This is a genomic window from Arthrobacter sp. zg-Y1143, assembly GCF_030125565.1.
Taxonomy (GTDB): Bacteria; Actinomycetota; Actinomycetes; order Actinomycetales; family Micrococcaceae; genus Arthrobacter_B.
Genome location: NZ_JASKLW010000013.1, coordinates 101,645 through 116,793, shown reverse-complemented (window position 1 = coordinate 116,793; position 15,149 = coordinate 101,645). Strand labels below are relative to the sequence as shown.

Annotated in this window: 15 protein-coding genes; 13 read left to right on the top strand and 2 right to left on the bottom strand. The window is 68.0% G+C overall.

The genetic code is table 11. From position 1 onward, the window contains the following. Positions 1-11: 11 nt before the first annotated feature. Together QNN98_RS14880 and QNN98_RS14875 are read right to left on the bottom strand one after the other, a co-directional pair. Entirely contained in the window at positions 12-479 is a 468-nt protein-coding gene (locus QNN98_RS14880; protein ID WP_227913960.1) for a GNAT family N-acetyltransferase, read from the bottom strand. Positions 480-539: 60 nt separating this feature from the next. Further along, positions 540-1,169, bottom strand: coding sequence for a TetR/AcrR family transcriptional regulator (locus QNN98_RS14875; protein ID WP_227913961.1), 630 nt, complete (start codon positions 1,167-1,169; stop codon positions 540-542). 133 nt (positions 1,170-1,302) lie between these two features. Here QNN98_RS14875 and QNN98_RS14870 point away from each other — a divergent pair, with 133 nt between their 5' ends. The 13 genes from QNN98_RS14870 (at position 1,303) to QNN98_RS14810 (ending at position 15,124) form a co-directional block, all read left to right on the top strand. Continuing rightward, positions 1,303-2,907 carry a carboxyl transferase domain-containing protein gene (locus QNN98_RS14870; protein ID WP_227927312.1) on the top strand — a complete coding sequence of 535 codons (1,605 nt, stop codon included), beginning with the start codon at positions 1,303-1,305 and terminating at the stop codon, positions 2,905-2,907. Between the two features lie 6 nt (positions 2,908-2,913). Then, positions 2,914-5,073, top strand: coding sequence for an acetyl-CoA carboxylase biotin carboxylase subunit (locus tag QNN98_RS14865; protein ID WP_283998138.1), 2,160 nt, complete (start codon positions 2,914-2,916; stop codon positions 5,071-5,073). Beyond that, positions 5,060-6,223: an acyl-CoA dehydrogenase family protein gene (locus QNN98_RS14860; protein WP_283998137.1), complete on the top strand. Its 1,164-nt coding sequence runs from the start codon at positions 5,060-5,062 to the stop codon at positions 6,221-6,223. The genes QNN98_RS14865 and QNN98_RS14860 overlap by 14 nt, the downstream gene beginning before the upstream one ends. Positions 6,224-6,266: 43 nt before the next feature. After that, a complete protein-coding gene (locus QNN98_RS14855; RefSeq protein ID WP_227927309.1) occupies positions 6,267-7,058 on the top strand; it encodes a CoA transferase subunit A in 792 nt (263 codons plus the stop codon). A gap of 1 nt (position 7,059) precedes the next feature. After that, a complete protein-coding gene (locus QNN98_RS14850) occupies positions 7,060-7,701 on the top strand; it encodes a CoA transferase subunit B (protein ID WP_227927308.1) in 642 nt (213 codons plus the stop codon). A 31-nt stretch (positions 7,702-7,732) separates the two neighbouring features. Beyond that, positions 7,733-8,239: a MaoC family dehydratase gene (locus tag QNN98_RS14845; RefSeq protein ID WP_229960692.1), complete on the top strand. Its 507-nt coding sequence runs from the start codon at positions 7,733-7,735 to the stop codon at positions 8,237-8,239. A gap of 44 nt (positions 8,240-8,283) precedes the next feature. Continuing rightward, positions 8,284-9,096, top strand: coding sequence for an HpcH/HpaI aldolase/citrate lyase family protein (locus QNN98_RS14840; RefSeq protein WP_283998136.1), 813 nt, complete (start codon positions 8,284-8,286; stop codon positions 9,094-9,096). Positions 9,097-9,128: 32 nt separating this feature from the next. Continuing rightward, entirely contained in the window at positions 9,129-10,394 is a 1,266-nt protein-coding gene (locus QNN98_RS14835) for an MFS transporter (RefSeq protein ID WP_283998135.1), read from the top strand. Between the two features lie 49 nt (positions 10,395-10,443). Beyond that, positions 10,444-11,121 (top strand): SDR family oxidoreductase, encoded by a 678-nt coding sequence (locus QNN98_RS14830; protein WP_283998133.1) that lies wholly within the window; start codon positions 10,444-10,446, stop codon positions 11,119-11,121. A gap of 37 nt (positions 11,122-11,158) precedes the next feature. Then, on the top strand, positions 11,159-12,385 hold the full coding sequence (gene dxr / locus QNN98_RS14825) for a 1-deoxy-D-xylulose-5-phosphate reductoisomerase (RefSeq protein ID WP_283998215.1): 1,227 nt from the start codon (positions 11,159-11,161) through the stop codon (positions 12,383-12,385). 31 nt (positions 12,386-12,416) lie between these two features. After that, positions 12,417-13,760, top strand: a complete 1,344-nt coding sequence (locus tag QNN98_RS14820; protein WP_227927304.1) for a M50 family metallopeptidase — start codon at positions 12,417-12,419, stop codon at positions 13,758-13,760. A gap of 343 nt (positions 13,761-14,103) precedes the next feature. Further along, positions 14,104-14,760, top strand: a complete 657-nt coding sequence (locus QNN98_RS14815) for a MarR family transcriptional regulator (protein ID WP_283998131.1) — start codon at positions 14,104-14,106, stop codon at positions 14,758-14,760. Between the two features lie 13 nt (positions 14,761-14,773). Next, the gene (locus QNN98_RS14810; RefSeq protein WP_227913972.1) at positions 14,774-15,124 is read left to right on the top strand and encodes a hypothetical protein; all 351 of its coding nucleotides are present in this window, start codon (positions 14,774-14,776) and stop codon (positions 15,122-15,124) included. The last annotated feature ends 25 nt before the right edge of the window (positions 15,125-15,149 follow it).

Genomic DNA, 15,149 nt, shown 5'->3' with positions numbered 1-15,149 from the left:
GTAACTATTGCCTAGTTCAGTTCGAGCTCGAGTTCCTTGACCACGGCGCCGCGCGCGTTGGCGAAGCCCTGGGTTTCACCGATTACCTTGAAGCCGTACTTCTCCAGGATGCGGATGGAACTCACATTGTCCGCAACCGCCCGGGCGCGGACGGGACGGTCGCTGAACTCTTCCAGGAACAGGCCGACGGCGGCGGTGGTGATGCCGCGGCCCCAGCGTGCCTTGTCGATCCAGTAGCTGATTTCGGGGACGTCGCCGTCGCGGTAGGCCAGGATGCTGCCGACTACCTCGCCGTCGGACACGATGGTGCGCACCGTAATGGATTCATCGTTGAGGATGCTCTGCCAGTGATGGTCAAAGACGCCGCGGTCCGACGGGTTCTTGGCGGTGAAGGCCGCCATATGGTTGGCGCTGGGATCCAGCTGATGGGAGAAGAATTCCTCCAGATCGGCGGGAACTACGGCACGAAGCTCAATCACAGCAGGTCTTTCTGCTCGGGGTTTGGGGAGTGTTCGGAGGGAAGGAAAAAAGTCCGGCAGCTACTCGGCGTTCAGGGCCGCCCACGCCATTCTATCGAGCAGGGAGCGCAGCCGTGCGGTCTCCCGGGCGCTGGTGCGCCCGTGCATCGAGTGCGACGTTGAGTTGATCAGGCCGAAAACGCCCTGCGCCCGGTGCCGCAGCAGCGGCAGGTCGGAGCCGGGATGCAGGGCGGACAGTGCGTCCACCCATACCCCCACGTACTGGCGCTGCAGGGACCGGACCCGGCGTTCGTCGTCTTCGGGAAGGCTGCCCAGATCCCGGTCCTGGACCCGGATCACGTCTGCCTGCCGCAGGGCGAAGTCCACCTGGAATTCCACCAGGCCGCGCAGGGCAATTTCGGGCGTGGCTGATTCGGCCACCACTGCTTTGCCGCCCTCCAGCAGGTCCTGGCTGACTCCCACCAGCAGGGCGGAGAGCACGGCCGGTTTGCCGCTGAAGTGCCGGTATACCGCGGGGCCGCTGACGCCGGCGGCCGCACCGAGTTCTTCAATGGAGACCCCGTTGTAGCCGCGCTCGGCAAACAGGGCCGCGGCGGCGTCGAGCATCGCGGCCCGGCGCGACGCTTTGGCGAGGCTGCGCCCCGTCATCCGGACCTTCTCGTTGGTTGCATCGTCTTTAGCTGCGTCCATACCCACCCCTTCTGATCGGACAGAGCATTTCTCCCATTGTGGTGGACAGGTCAGTTAATAACCAATAACCTGACTTGGGTTAGGGGTCATTAACTCGGGTTTGGGCCGGTTAGCCCCTCGGCAGGAGGACGTCATGGAGACACTGAAATCCGGGCTCGACACCGCGGCGGACGCGTTTGCGCTCAATACTGCAGCCCAGCAGGCCCTGGCCGATGAACTGCGCAACCGGCTGGCTGCAGCCGCCGAGGGCGGGCCGCAGCGCTCCCGCGAGCGGCACACCGCGCGGGGCAAGCTGCTGCCCCGGGACCGGGTGAGCCGCCTGCTCGATGTTGGCAGTCCCTTCCTGGAGATCGCTCCGCTGGCTGCCGAGGACATGTACGACGGCGAGTGCCCCGGCGCCGGCCTGATCGCCGGCATCGGCCTGGTTCAGGGCCGGCAGGTGATGGTCCTGTCCAACGATGCGACGGTCAAGGGCGGGACCTACTATCCGATGACCGTCAAGAAGCACCTGCGCGCCCAGGAAATCGCGCTCGAGAACCGGTTGCCGTGCATTTATCTGGTGGACTCCGGCGGCGCGTTCCTGCCGCGCCAGGACGAAGTGTTCCCGGACCGTGAGCACTTTGGCCGGATCTTCTTCAACCAGGCGCAGATGTCCGCCCGCAAAATTCCGCAGGTCGCCGCGGTCCTGGGCTCCTGCACCGCCGGCGGCGCCTATGTGCCGGCCATGAGCGACGAGACCGTGATTGTCCGCAACCAGGGCACGATCTTCCTGGGCGGACCGCCGCTGGTCAAAGCTGCCATCGGCGAAATTGTGACCGCCGAGGAGCTGGGTGGCGGCGAGGTGCACTCGCGCACCAGCGGCGTGACGGACCACCTCGCCGAGAATGATGCGCATGCGCTGGAAATAGTGCGCAGCATCGTGGAGACCTTTCCGCAGCAGCAGCCCGCGGCTGACCTGGTGGAAACCCGCCCGCCCGCCGAAGATCCGGCGGAAATCTACGGCGTGGTGCCGACGGACCTGCAGACCCCCTACGACGTCCGCGAACTCATTGCCCGCCTGGTCGATGCCAGCGAATTCCACGAATTCAAAAAGGACTACGGCACCACCCTGGTCACCGGGTTCGCCCGGCTGCACGGCCACCGGATCGGCATTGTGGCCAACAACGGGGTGCTCTTCAGCGAATCGGCGCTCAAGGGTGCGCACTTCATTGAACTGTGCGACCAGCGAGGCATCCCCCTGGTCTTCCTGCAGAACATCTCCGGCTTTATGGTCGGCCGGGACTACGAGGCCGGCGGAATCGCCAAGAACGGCGCGAAGATGGTCACCGCTGTCGCCACCGCCCGGGTACCCAAACTGACCGTGGTGGTGGGCGGCTCCTTCGGGGCCGGCAACTATTCCATGTGCGGCCGGGCCTATTCACCGCGCTTCCTGTGGATGTGGCCGGCGGCCCGGATCTCCGTGATGGGCGGCGCGCAGGCGTCCTCGGTGCTGGCCACCGTCAAACGCGACCAGTTGGAGGCCCGCGGCGAGCAGTGGCCGGCGGAGGCGGAAGAAGCCTTCAAGGCGCCCATCCGCGAGACCTACGAAGCCCAGGGCAGCCCCTACTATTCCACCGCCCGGCTGTGGGATGACGGCATCATCGACCCCCTCGACACCCGCACCGTCCTGGGCCTGGCCCTGGACGTCTGCGCCAACGCACCCCTGCCGGAGACCTCCTTCGGCCTGTTCCGGATGTGAGCCCCCATGACACCCTTTGACGCTCCGCTGTTCCACACCGTGCTGGTGGCCAACCGCGGTGAAATCGCCTGCCGGGTCATCCGCACCCTCCGCGAGCTGGGGATCCGCTCGGTGGCGGTCTACAGCGACGACGACGCCGGGGCGCGGCACGTGCGCGAAGCCGACACCGCCGTCCGGCTGGGCCCGGCACCGGCGAGGCAGAGCTACCTGTCCGTGGACGCCGTCCTGGCCGCGTGCCGCAGCACCGGCGCGCAGGCAGTGCACCCCGGGTACGGTTTCCTCAGCGAGAACGCCGATTTCGCCCGTGCTCTGGCCAACGCCGGCATCACCTTCATTGGCCCGGGGGTAACCTCCCTGGACCTGATGGGGGACAAGATCCGGGCCAAGAACCACGTCCAGGCCCACGGGGTGCCCGTGGTGCCGGGCATTGCCGAACCGGGCCTGGACGATGCCCGGCTGCAGGCAGCCGCGGAGGGGATCGGTTATCCCATCCTGATCAAGCCTTCCGCCGGCGGCGGCGGAAAGGGCATGCACGCCGTCGAACGGCCAGAAGACCTCGCTGCGGCACTGCAGACCGCCCGGCGCGTGGCCGCCTCGGCGTTCGGAGACGACACCCTGTTCCTTGAGCGCCTGGTGTCCTCACCCCGGCACATCGAGGTGCAGGTCCTCGCGGACACGCACGGGAACGTGGTCCACCTGGGGGAGCGGGAATGCTCCCTGCAGCGCCGGCACCAGAAAGTCATCGAAGAAGCCCCCTCGGTGCTGCTGGATCCGGCCACCCGGGAACGGATCGGCGAAGCAGCCTGCAACGCGGCGCGGTCCGTGGACTACACGGGGGCCGGCACCGTGGAGTTCCTGGTCTCCGACGCCGCCCCGGATGAGTTCTTCTTCATGGAAATGAACACCCGCCTGCAGGTGGAGCACCCGGTCACCGAAATGGTCACCGGAGTGGACCTGGTAGCGGAGCAGGTCCGCATCGCCGCCGGGCACCCGCTGTCCTTCAAGCAGGAGGACGTGGTACTCACCGGACATGCCGTGGAAGCCCGGATCTACGCGGAGGACCCGGAACGGGATTTCCTGCCCACCTCGGGGTCGGTGCAGTGGCTGCAGGAACCGGCCGGAGAAGGTATCCGGATCGACTCCTCCCTGCTCCCGGGACTCGCAGTGTCCTCCAGCTATGACCCCATGCTGGCCAAGGTCATCGCCTGGGGCCCGGACCGGGGCACGGCGCTGGCCAGGCTGGACCGCGCGCTCGCCGGAACCACAGTGCTGGGCATCGGCACCAACGTGGAGTACCTGCGGCTGCTTCTGGCCGACCCCGATGTGCGGGCCGGCCGGCTGGACACCACCCTGATTGAGCGGCGGCTGCCGGGGATGCGGTTCCGCACCCCGGGGGATCCCGAACTGGCCGCCGCGGCCCTGCTGTACATGCAGGGGCTGGCCGGACCGGCGTCGGGCTCGCCCTGGCGGCGGGCGGACGGCTGGCGAGTGGGGACCGGGAACACCGGGGCCGCTGCGCCGCTGCACCTGGTCTTCGCCGCCCCGGCACCGGGAGGAGCCGACACTAACGTCACCGTCGCCGGCAGCGCGCAGAAGGCCACGGTGCGGATCGGCGAGGACGGTCCGGAGTACGCTGCGGCCCTGGTGACCGACGGCCCGGCCGCGGCCGGCCGTCCCGTCCGGCTGAGCCTGGACGGAATCCTGCACACGTTCACCACGGCAGTCGAGCCGGACACCGGGGCCCTGTGGCTGGCCGGCAACAGCGCCGACGGCCCGTTCACCGCACGCCTGCGCATCCGGAGCCGCACCGAACAGCTGGAGCGGCAGCTGGCGGCTGCAGGACGGGAAGCGGGCGACGCCGACCCCGTGGTGCGCTCGCCGATGCCCGGCACCGTGGTGGCCGTGGCCGTGCCCGACGGCGCCCGGGTGGCTGCCGGAGATCCGCTCCTGAGCGTGGAAGCCATGAAGATGGAGCACCAGCTGCGCGCGCCGGTGGCGGGAACGGTCAGCCTCAGCCTCCGCCCCGGGGACCTCGTCAAGGCCGACCAGGTCCTGGCCACCGTGACCCCAGACCATGCCGGCCCCGCCCCTGCAAGCCCTGATCCCGCAGTACCCGAAAGCACCGAACCCGATTCCACTGAAGGAGCAGACCATGCCCGACTTTGAACTCAGCGAGGAATATCAGGACCTCTCCGACACGGTGCGCGACTTCGCCGACGAGGTCATTGCCCCGGTCTCCGCCCAGCACGACGCCGAGCACAGCTTCCCGTACAAGGTAGTGGCGCAGATGGGGGAGATGGGCCTGTTCGGGCTGCCCTTCCCCGAGGAGTACGGCGGCATGGGCGGGGACTACTTTGCCCTGGCGCTGGCCCTGGAACAGATTGCCCGGGTGGACCAGTCCGTGGCCATCACCCTGGAAGCGGGCGTCTCCCTCGGCGCCATGCCCATTTACCGGTTCGGCAACGAGGAACAGAAGCAGCAGTGGCTGCCCCTGCTGGCCAGCGGTGAAGCGCTCGCCGGCTTCGGGCTCACCGAACGCGAGGCCGGTTCCGACGCCGGGGGAACCAAGACCACCGCGGTGCTCGAGGACGGGCAGTGGGTGATCAACGGCAGCAAGGAATTCATCACCAACTCCGGCACCGACATCACCCGCCTGGTCACGGTCACCGCCGTCACGGACACGGTCACCGAGCCGGACGGCACCTTCCGGAAGAAAATCTCCACCATCCTCGTGCCCACCGGCACCCCCGGCTTCACGGCGGAAAGGCCCTACAACAAGGTGGGCTGGAACGCCTCCGACACCCACCCGCTGACCCTCACCGACGTGCGGGTGCCCGAAGCGAACCTGCTGGGCACCCGCGGCCGCGGTTTCGCGAACTTCCTGCAGATCCTGGACGAGGGCCGCATTGCCATTGCCGCGCTGGCCACCGGCGCGGCCCAGGGCTGCGTGGATGAATCCCTGAAGTACGCCAAGGAACGCTCCGCGTTCGGAGCAGCCATCGGCACCTACCAGTCCATTTCCTTCAAAATCGCCCGCATGCAGGCCCGCGCCCACACCGCCCGCCTGGCCTATTACGACGCGGCGGCCCGGATGCTCGCCGGACGTCCGTTCAAGACCCAAGCCGCAATGGCGAAGATGATTGCCGGGGAAGCGGCCATGGACAATGCCCGGGACGCCACGCAAATCTTCGGCGGCTACGGCTTCATCAACGAATTCCCCGTGGCCCGGCACTACCGGGATTCAAAGATCCTGGAAATCGGCGAGGGGACTACTGAGGTGCAGTTGATGCTTATTGCCCGCAGTATGGGCCTGTAACCGGAACCGGCGGCGTGCGAACCGAGCAGAAACGGATAAAGCGATGATCAACAAGGTGTATCCCGGTGCGGCGGAAGCCGTCGCCGACATCCCGGACGGGGCTTCCCTGGCTGTGGGCGGCTTCGGCCTCTGCGGCATCCCTGTGGCCTTGATCGACGCCCTGCATGCCCAGGGCACCACGGACCTGGAGACGGTGAGCAACAACTGCGGCGTGGATGACTGGGGGCTGGGCCGGCTGCTGGCCGACCACCGGATCCGCCGCACCGTCAGCTCGTACGTGGGCGAGAACAAGGAATTTGCCCGCCAGTTCCTCTCCGGGGAACTGGAAGTGGTCCTGACCCCGCAGGGCACCTTGGCGGAGAAGCTGCGTGCCGGCGGCGCCGGCATCCCGGCCTTCTACACTCCGGCAGGGGTGGGAACGCAGGTCTCCGAGGGCGGGCTGCCGCAGAAGTACGACGCCGAGGGGTTGGTGGCCGTAGCCTCCGAGCCCAAGGAAGTCCGCAGCTTCAACGGCGCCGACTATGTGCTGGAGGAGTCCCTGACCCCGGACTTCGCCCTGGTCCATGCCGCCAAGGGAGACCGGCACGGCAACCTGGTCTTCCACGCCACAGCCATGAACTTCAACCCGCTTTGCGCCGCCGCCGGCCGGATCACCATTGCCGAGGTGGAGGAACTGGTGGAACCGGGTGAGCTGGATCCGGGCCAGGTGCACGTGCCCGGTATCTTCGTGCAGCGGGTGGTGCTGGCACCGGACGTGGAAAAACGGATTGAAAAACGCACCGTCAGCGCCGCGCCGTCGGCTGCCGAAGCCGCTGCCGAAATGAAGGAGGCCTGAGATGGCACTGACCCGGCATGAGCTGGCCGCCCGGGTGGCCCGGGAGCTGCACGACGGCGAATACGTGAACCTGGGCATCGGTATGCCCACCCTGATCCCGAACTACATCCCGGAGGGCGTGGAAGTGGTGCTGCACTCCGAGAACGGAATCCTCGGCGTCGGACCCTATCCCGCCGAGGACCGGCTGGACCCGGACCTGATCAACGCCGGGAAGGAAACGGTCACCGTGAACAGCGGGGCCTCCTTCTTCGATTCCGGGGCGTCCTTCGGCATGGTGCGCGGCGGGCACGTGGACGTGGCCGTGCTGGGCGCCATGGAAGTGGCGGCCAACGGCGACCTGGCCAACTGGATGGTGCCGGGAAAGATGGTCAAGGGCATGGGCGGGGCCATGGACCTGGTCTTCGGCGCGAAACGCGTCATTGTGATGATGGAGCACCTGGACCGGGCCGGCCGGCCCAAGATCGTGGCCGAGTGCTCCCTGCCGCTGACCGGAAAGGGATGCGTGGACCTGATTGTCACGGACCTGGCCGTCATCGAGGTGGGACCGGAGGGGCTGGTGCTGCGCGAAACGGCGCCCGGTGTCACCGTGGACGAGGTCCTGGCCGGAACAGGTGCTCCGCTGGAGGTGTCCCTTGACGTATGAGGAGCCGGACGCCGGCACCGAGAAGACGGCCATGGCGCCCCGGGTGGTTGAGCAGCGCGGCCTCTGGTACGGGGAATTCGAGCCGGGAACGGTGTACCGGCACCGGCCCGGCCGCACGGTCACCGAAGCGGACAATGTCCTGTTCACCACCCTGACCATGAACACCCAGGGCCTGCATCTGGACGCCGCCTACAGCCAGGGGCAGCCGTTCGGGCAGCGGCTGGTGAACTCCATGTTCACCCTGGCCACGATGGTGGGACAGTCGGTCGCGCAGCTGACGCAGGGCACCCTGGTGGCGCAGCTGGGGCTGGGGGAGATCAGCTTCCCGCACCCGCTGTTCCACGGCGACACCCTCTATACCGAAACCGAAGTGCTGGATATGCGGCTGTCCTCCTCCCGGCCGGGCCAGGGGATTGTCACGCTGGCCCACACCGGCCGGAACCAGAACGGCGACGTCGTCGGCCGGTGTACCCGGACGGCCCTGCTGTGGACGGCGGACGGATACGCAGCGCAGGAACAGGCTGCGGCCACGCGATAGGTTGGAGCGATAAGCATCACCGTAAAGACCGAGGAGTCCAGCGCATGACCACCTTCCCCATGGGACCCGCCCTGCTTTTCTGCCCGGGAGACCGGCCCGACCGTTTCGGCAAGGCAGCCGAACGGGCGGACGCCGTCATCCTGGACCTGGAAGATGCCGTGGCACCCAGGGACAAGGACGCTGCCCGGAAGAACCTCCGGTCCGCGGAACTGGATCCGGCGTCCACCATTGTGCGGGTCAATCCGCTGGGCAGCGACGAGTTTGAGCGTGACCTTGCCGCCCTGCGGGACACCCCTTACCGCACGGTGATGCTGGCCAAGGCCGAAGACCCGGCCGCTATCGGGCAGGCGCTCGCAGGCTTCACGGTCGTTGCCCTGCTGGAAACCGCTCTGGGCGTGGTGCGTGCCGCCGAGATTGCCGCGGTGCCCACCGTGGCAGCCCTCATGTGGGGTGCCGAGGACCTGCTCGCCTCCCTCGGCGGGGAGTCCAGCCGCCGCGACGACGGTTCCTACCGCAGCGTGGCCGTCCAGGCCCGGTCCACCGTGCTGCTGGCTGCCGGAGCGTTTGGCAAGGGCGCCATTGACTCCATTTACGGCAACATCCCGGACATCGCCGGGCTGGAGCAGGAAGCCCGCGATGCAGTTGCCTCCGGTTTTGCTGCCAAGGCCTGCATCCATCCCGACCAGGTCGCGGCAGTGCGCGCAGCCTACGCACCGGACCCCGCGGATGTCACCTACGCCGAGCAGGTCCTCGCCGAGGCGAAGAACCACGGGGGAGTGTTCAGCTTCCGCGGCCAGATGATTGACGGGCCGCTGCTGCTGCAGGCCGGGCAGACCCTGCGCCGCGCCGGAGCGTAGCCCCGCAGGGGCCGGAGGGTAGGCTCATCGCCATGTCCCTTGGCCGTGCGTTCAATGCCCTGTGGGGTGCGAATGCCGCGTCGAACCTCGCGGACGGGCTGGCTTTCGTGTCGATGCCGCTGCTGGCCGCATCCCTGACGGACGACCCGCGGTGGGTTGCCGGGCTCGCTACGGTTTATGGACTTGTACGCCTGCTCGCAGCCCTGCCCGTCGGGGTGTGGGTGGATCGGGCCGACCGCCGGCTCGTGCTCGTGTCAGCTAATCTGCTGCGGGGCACAGCGGTGGCGGCCCTGGCGCTGTGTGTCCACTTCGGAATCGGTGGACTGCTTCTGGTGTATGCCGCGTTCGCGGTCGTCGGAACGCTTGAAAGCGCTGCCGACAATGCCGCGGTTTCCCTCGTCCCGGGCCTCGTAGGCCCTGGGGACCTGGACCGGGCGAACAGCCGGATCTCGGCGTCGCAGCTTGTCGCGGATGAATTCGCAGGGCCGCCGTTGGGTGGGCTTCTCTTCGCCCTCGCTGCATCGGCACCCCTCTTTGCGATGGGCGGGTTGTGGGCCGTGGCAGGGGTGCTGGCCTTGGCCTTGCCGCCGCGCGCCGCCCCGGACAGTACCGCCGTACCGGACCGCACTGCCGCCCCGGACCGTATCGCCGTACCCGGCAGCACGGTATGTCGGGATGCCATGGCCGGTGCGCACTGGCTGGTGCGGCACCGGCTGGTCGGCGGGCTTGCGCTTATTGGCGCCCTCGCCAGCACCGGCTACATGCTGGCCTTCTCGATTCTGGTGCTGTTCGCGCAGCAGCAACTGGGCGTCGACGGCGCCGGGTACGGCATCATCCTCGCCGTGTCAGCCGCCGGCGGCCTGATCGCCTCGTATGCAACGCCTCGTATGCGTGCACGGTTCGGCTACCGCTGGACCATTGCCGCCGCCCTCGCCATCGGCGCCGGCTCCCTCCTCGTCCTCGCCGTCACACACAACGCCTCAGTGGCGGCACTGCTTCTGGCGGCCTACATCTTCCACGCTGTTGTGTGGGGGATCTGCGCAACATCCCTGAGGCAGCGCCTGGTTCCGGACGAACTCCGCGGGCGTGTCAATGCCGCATCCCGCGTGCTGGGGCTGCTGGGCCTGGCCCTGGGTTCCGCAGCCGGCGGAGCCCTCGCCGTGGTAAACGTTGCCCTCCCGGTAGCCGCGGGCGGGATGGTTTTCCTCATCTGTGCCGCGGCAGCGGTTTATCTGCTCCGCAATGCCGGAGCTGGGACCGGCAGGGCGGGCATGCGTCCGGCACTGAAGCGGACGTAAAGCTGTTGCCGGGTGGGAATCATCCGCGGACGGGAGCCGTTTAGCTGTCATGCGCATAGTGATAGCTGGAGCCCACGGAAGAATTGCCCGCGAACTCGGACGCCTGCTGGCCGCGGACGGCCACGACGTCGCCGGGTTGATCCGCAACCCGGAGCAGGCAGCGGACCTGGAGAGCGACGGCGTGGCTCCGGTGGTCCTGGACCTGGAGAACAGCACCCTCGAAGACATGGTCCAGGTGCTCACCGGCGCCGACGCCGCGGTGTTCGCCGCCGGTGCCGGGCCGGGAAGCGGAGCCGCCCGCAAGGACACGGTGGACCGCGCCGCCGCGGTGCTGCTGGCCGAAGCCGCCGAGCAGGCCGGGGCCGGGCGTTTCCTCCAGGTCTCCTCCGGCGGGCTGGACGCAGTCCGGGATGGTAACCGCCCGCAGGGCCTGGATGAGGTGATGTACGCCTACCTCGTGGCCAAGCTCGCCGCCGAAGAGGACCTCATGGCGCGCAGCCAGCTGGACTGGACCATCCTGCGCCCGGGCATCCTCACCAACGACGCACCTCTGGGAGTCGTGGAGCTGGCCCCGGACGTACCCCGGGACACCATCCCGCGCTCCGACGTCGCCGCCGTCCTGGCCGAATTGCTGAAGACCGGCGACGGCGTCCACCAGGCGCTGGGGCTGATCACCGGCACCACGCCCATCGCCGATGCTGTGCAGGCACTGCAGCCCGGACGGTAGGGTGCGGGATACTGGAGGCATGCAGCCTTCCGAATCGATGTCCTCCGACCACGACTACGTCCGTTCCCGCCGGCCCGGTTCGAACCACTTGCCCCGCCGCGTGGTCCTGCTGGGATCCACGGGATCCATCGGTACGCAGGCCATCGACGTGGCCGACGGTGCCCCGGAGCGGTTCCGCATCGTGGCGCTGGCGGCCGGCGGCTCGAACCTGGACCTGCTCGCGCAGCAGGCCGTGCACACCCGGGCCGAAGCAGTGGGATGTGCTGCCGTGGACGTGGCAACGCTGCGCCGGCATATCGATGCGGCCGCAGCCTCCGCCGGCGTCACCGGCTACGATCCGGAACTGTTTGCAGGCCCCACCGCGGCCACCGCCGTCGCCGCCTGGCCGGAAGCCGACGTCGTGCTGAACGGCATCACCGGGTCCATTGGCCTGGAACCCACACTGGCTGCGCTGGCGGCCGGACACATGCTGGCGCTGGCCAACAAGGAGTCCCTGATTGTGGGCGGCGAGCTGGTGAAGCGGGCCGCCGCACCGGGACAGCTGGTTCCCGTGGACTCCGAGCACTCCGCCCTGGCCCAGGCCCTCCGTTCAGGCACCCACGAGGAAGTGGACCGTCTGGTGGTCACGGCGTCGGGCGGGCCGTTCCGCGGGCTCAAGCGGGCAGATCTGGCCGATGTGACTCCCGAACAGGCGTTGGCGCACCCCACCTGGAAAATGGGCCGCATGGTCACCACCAATTCCGCCACCATGGTGAACAAGGCCCTGGAAGTCATCGAGGCGCACCTGCTCTTCGACATCCCGCTGGAACGGATCGACGTAGTGGTCCACCCGCAGTCGGTGGTGCATTCCATGGTGCAGTTTGTGGACGGGTCCACCATTGCCCAGGCCTCCCCGCCGGACATGCGCCTGCCCATTGCCCTGGGGATGGGCTGGCCGCACCGCGTACCCGGTGCCGCCAGGCCGTGCGACTGGACCCGGGCCACCGAGTGGACCTTCGAACCGCTGGATGAGGAAGCGTTCCCCGCCGTCGCCCTGGCCAAGCGCGCCGCAGCCGCCGGCGGCACGAAAATGGCCGTCTACAACGCCGCCAACGAGGAAGCCGTGGATGCCTTCCATGACGGGTTGATTGTTTTCACAGACATCGTTGATACGATCGCCGCCGTACTTGGGGAAGCTCCCGACGACGGCCCGCTCACCCTGGACTCGCTGCTTGCAGCGGAGCGGTGGGCACGCGAAGCGGCGCGGAAGCGTTGTGGAAGATGATCAGTTGTGACGTTGAAATGAAGGAAGCCCGTTGACCATTCTGCTTTTCATCCTGGGCGTGCTTTTTGTGGCGCTGGGCATCGCGGCGTCCATTGCGCTGCATGAGGTGGGGCACTTGCTGCCCGCCAAGGCGTTCAAGGTCCGGGTGACCCAGTACATGATCGGGTTCGGGCCCACGGTTTTCTCCCGCACCAAGGGTGAAACGGAGTACGGGTTCAAGGCGCTGCCCCTGGGCGGCTACGTGTCCATGGTGGGCATGTTCCCGCCCAACAAGGAGCACGACGGCGAGGTCCGCCGCTCCAGCACCGGAATGTTCCAGCAGTTGGCTACCGAAGCACGGCAGGCCGAGACCGACCGCCTGGTGGAGGGCGACGAAAACCGGGTCTTCTACAAGCTGCCCATCTACAAGCGGATCATCATTATGCTCGGCGGGCCGTTGATGAACCTGCTGATCGGCGTGGTGCTCTTCGCCGTACTGCTGATGGGCTTCGGCACCGCGCAGACCACCACCACGCTGGCGGAGGTCAACAAGTGCGTTATCAGCGCCGAGCAGCAGGCGGCCACCGGCCAGACCGACTGCACCGCCGAGGACCCCGCGGCGCCGGCGTATGAGGCCGGACTGCTTCCGGGGGACACCATCACGGTCTTTGACGGCAAGCAGGTGTCCTCCTGGGAGGAGCTCTCCGGCTGGATCCGCGAGACCGCGGGCCGCAGTGTTCCGCTGACCTACGAGCGCGACGGCGTCGAGCAGCAGACCACCATCACCCCGCTGCTCACCGAACGTCCGGTGGTGGGCGACGACGGCGCCGCAGAGACCGATGACCAGGGCAACTACGTCACACAGGAAGTGGGCTTCATCGGCGTCGGTGCCGAGCAGGCCCTCGTCCGGCAGTCTGCCGGGGCGGTGCTGCCCACGGTGGGGGAGAACCTGGCCAACATTGCCGGCGTGGTGGTGAACCTGCCCCAGCGCGTAGTGGACGTGGCGCAGGCCGCCTTCTCCTCCGAGCCGCGTGACCCGAACGGACCCATGAGCGTGGTGGGCGTAGGCAGGATCGCCGGGGAAATTTCTTCCCAGGACGCCATCCCGCTCCAAAGCCGGGTAGCCACGCTCATCGGGCTGGTCGCCAGCGTCAACCTGGCCCTGTTTGTGTTCAACCTGATTCCGCTGCTGCCGCTGGACGGCGGGCACGTGGCCGGCGCCCTGTGGGAGGGGCTGCGCCGCCGTGTGGCCAAGCTGTTCCGCCGGCCGGATCCGGGGCCCTTCGACATGGCCAAGATGCTGCCCGTGACGTATGCGGTGGCGGTGCTGCTGATGGGTATGGGCGCGCTGCTGATCTACGCCGACATTGTGAAGCCGGTCAGCCTGTTCAACTAGCGGTGTGCTCGGGTGCCTGCGCGCGTCGCCGTCCGCTCCCGGCAGTGCGCTTGGGTTTGGCGGGAGCCCCGCGGTTTGTGGCATTCCCCGCGCTGCGCAGCGCGGGGAATGCCACAAACCGCAGGGTTTCGCCGCGAGGGATTTCCCAAACCGGTCGACCTTTCCCGAAACGGAGGCGCCGCTACCCCTTCGGACGAGCAGGGATAATCCGCCAGGCGTGGGCGCTAAGCACAGAAATAGTGTCCCCGCACAAGGGTCTCCGGCCTGGCCTCACTGGTGGTTGCAATCGGAAATGAACCCTTTATCGGTTGCAATTTGATTTGCATACGTTTACGGTTGCAGAATGTTCGTCCTGACCATTGACCAAAGGAACAGCCAGGGGAGCGGAGACCGTGTTCCCGGACTTCTGGCTGCCCTCGCAGAGCTGCCCATGGTGCTGCCCTTCGAACGCTCCGTAGGAGACGAAATCCAAGGGGTCTGCGCAAGTGCCGAGACCGCCGTCGACGCCGCTCTCCAGGTCCTCAGGAACGGGAACTGGTACGTGGGAATCGGCGTCGGACCGGTCCATGAACCCTTGCCGCGCAGCCCGCGGGAGGCCGGCGGGCCGGCCTTCGTTGCCGCCCGCCGAGCCGTCGACCGGGCCAAGAAAACCGGCGACCGGCCCGCGGTGGCGGTCGAAGGATCGCCCGGCGCCGCCGAGGCGGAGGCAGTACTCGTACTGCTGGGCCGCTTGATCGCCGAGCGGACAGAGTCGGAATGGCGGATCCTGCAACACGTCGAACCCGGCAAATGGGGAGCCCAGACAGGTGCCGCCCGTATGCTCGGCATCAGCTCCCAGGCAGTGAGTAAGGCCGTAGCGAGGGCGGGGTGGCAGGAGGAATGGGCTGCCCGGCCGGCGGCCGCCGTGCTGCTGCGGCGCGCGGATGACCTCGCCGTACCTCCAGGTGCGGGCGGGGCCGGCAAGGACGGAACAGATCCGGCAGGGATGGAACAGATTTGAAGGGGGACCGGTAGTGGCTGTCCTGTGGGTTGCGCTTGGACTGCTGGCTGCAGCACTGCTCGGCTGGCCGGTGACCGCCGGCGTGCTCCGGCTTGCCCGTGACGTCGGCAACCCGCCGCCCCCGCCGCCTGCGGTCCTTCGCGGCGGACTGGCCATCGGGATGCTGGAACGCCTGGCCGTGGCCGCCGCCGTCCTCGCGGACGAACCCGTGGCGATTGCCTATGTGGTGGCGGTCAAGGGCCTGGGCCGCTACGCCGAACTTAAGGAAACCCCGGCAGCCGCCGAACGCTTCATCATCGGGACGCTGACTTCCATGCTCTGGGCCGCAGCCGTGGCCATGCCGATCCGGTTGTTCCTGCTGTAGCCTGCGTCACTCCTGCGGTTCGGTA

Bases quoted from the DNA above. Each gene is read 5' to 3' on its own strand.
- QNN98_RS14875 (WP_227913961.1), bottom strand. From the start codon at position 1,169: ATGGACGCAGCTAAAGACGATGCAACCAACGAGAAGGTCCGGATGACG.
- QNN98_RS14870 (WP_227927312.1), top strand. From the start codon at position 1,303: ATGGAGACACTGAAATCCGGGCTCGACACCGCGGCGGACGCGTTTGCG.
- QNN98_RS14865 (WP_283998138.1), top strand. From the start codon at position 2,914: ATGACACCCTTTGACGCTCCGCTGTTCCACACCGTGCTGGTGGCCAAC.
- QNN98_RS14860 (WP_283998137.1), top strand. From the start codon at position 5,060: ATGCCCGACTTTGAACTCAGCGAGGAATATCAGGACCTCTCCGACACG.
- QNN98_RS14855 (WP_227927309.1), top strand. From the start codon at position 6,267: ATGATCAACAAGGTGTATCCCGGTGCGGCGGAAGCCGTCGCCGACATC.
- QNN98_RS14850 (WP_227927308.1), top strand. From the start codon at position 7,060: ATGGCACTGACCCGGCATGAGCTGGCCGCCCGGGTGGCCCGGGAGCTG.
- QNN98_RS14845 (WP_229960692.1), top strand. From the start codon at position 7,733: ATGGCGCCCCGGGTGGTTGAGCAGCGCGGCCTCTGGTACGGGGAATTC.
- QNN98_RS14840 (WP_283998136.1), top strand. From the start codon at position 8,284: ATGACCACCTTCCCCATGGGACCCGCCCTGCTTTTCTGCCCGGGAGAC.
- QNN98_RS14835 (WP_283998135.1), top strand. From the start codon at position 9,129: ATGTCCCTTGGCCGTGCGTTCAATGCCCTGTGGGGTGCGAATGCCGCG.
- QNN98_RS14830 (WP_283998133.1), top strand. From the start codon at position 10,444: ATGCGCATAGTGATAGCTGGAGCCCACGGAAGAATTGCCCGCGAACTC.
- dxr (WP_283998215.1), top strand. From the start codon at position 11,159: ATGTCCTCCGACCACGACTACGTCCGTTCCCGCCGGCCCGGTTCGAAC.
- QNN98_RS14815 (WP_283998131.1), top strand. From the start codon at position 14,104: ATGTTCGTCCTGACCATTGACCAAAGGAACAGCCAGGGGAGCGGAGAC.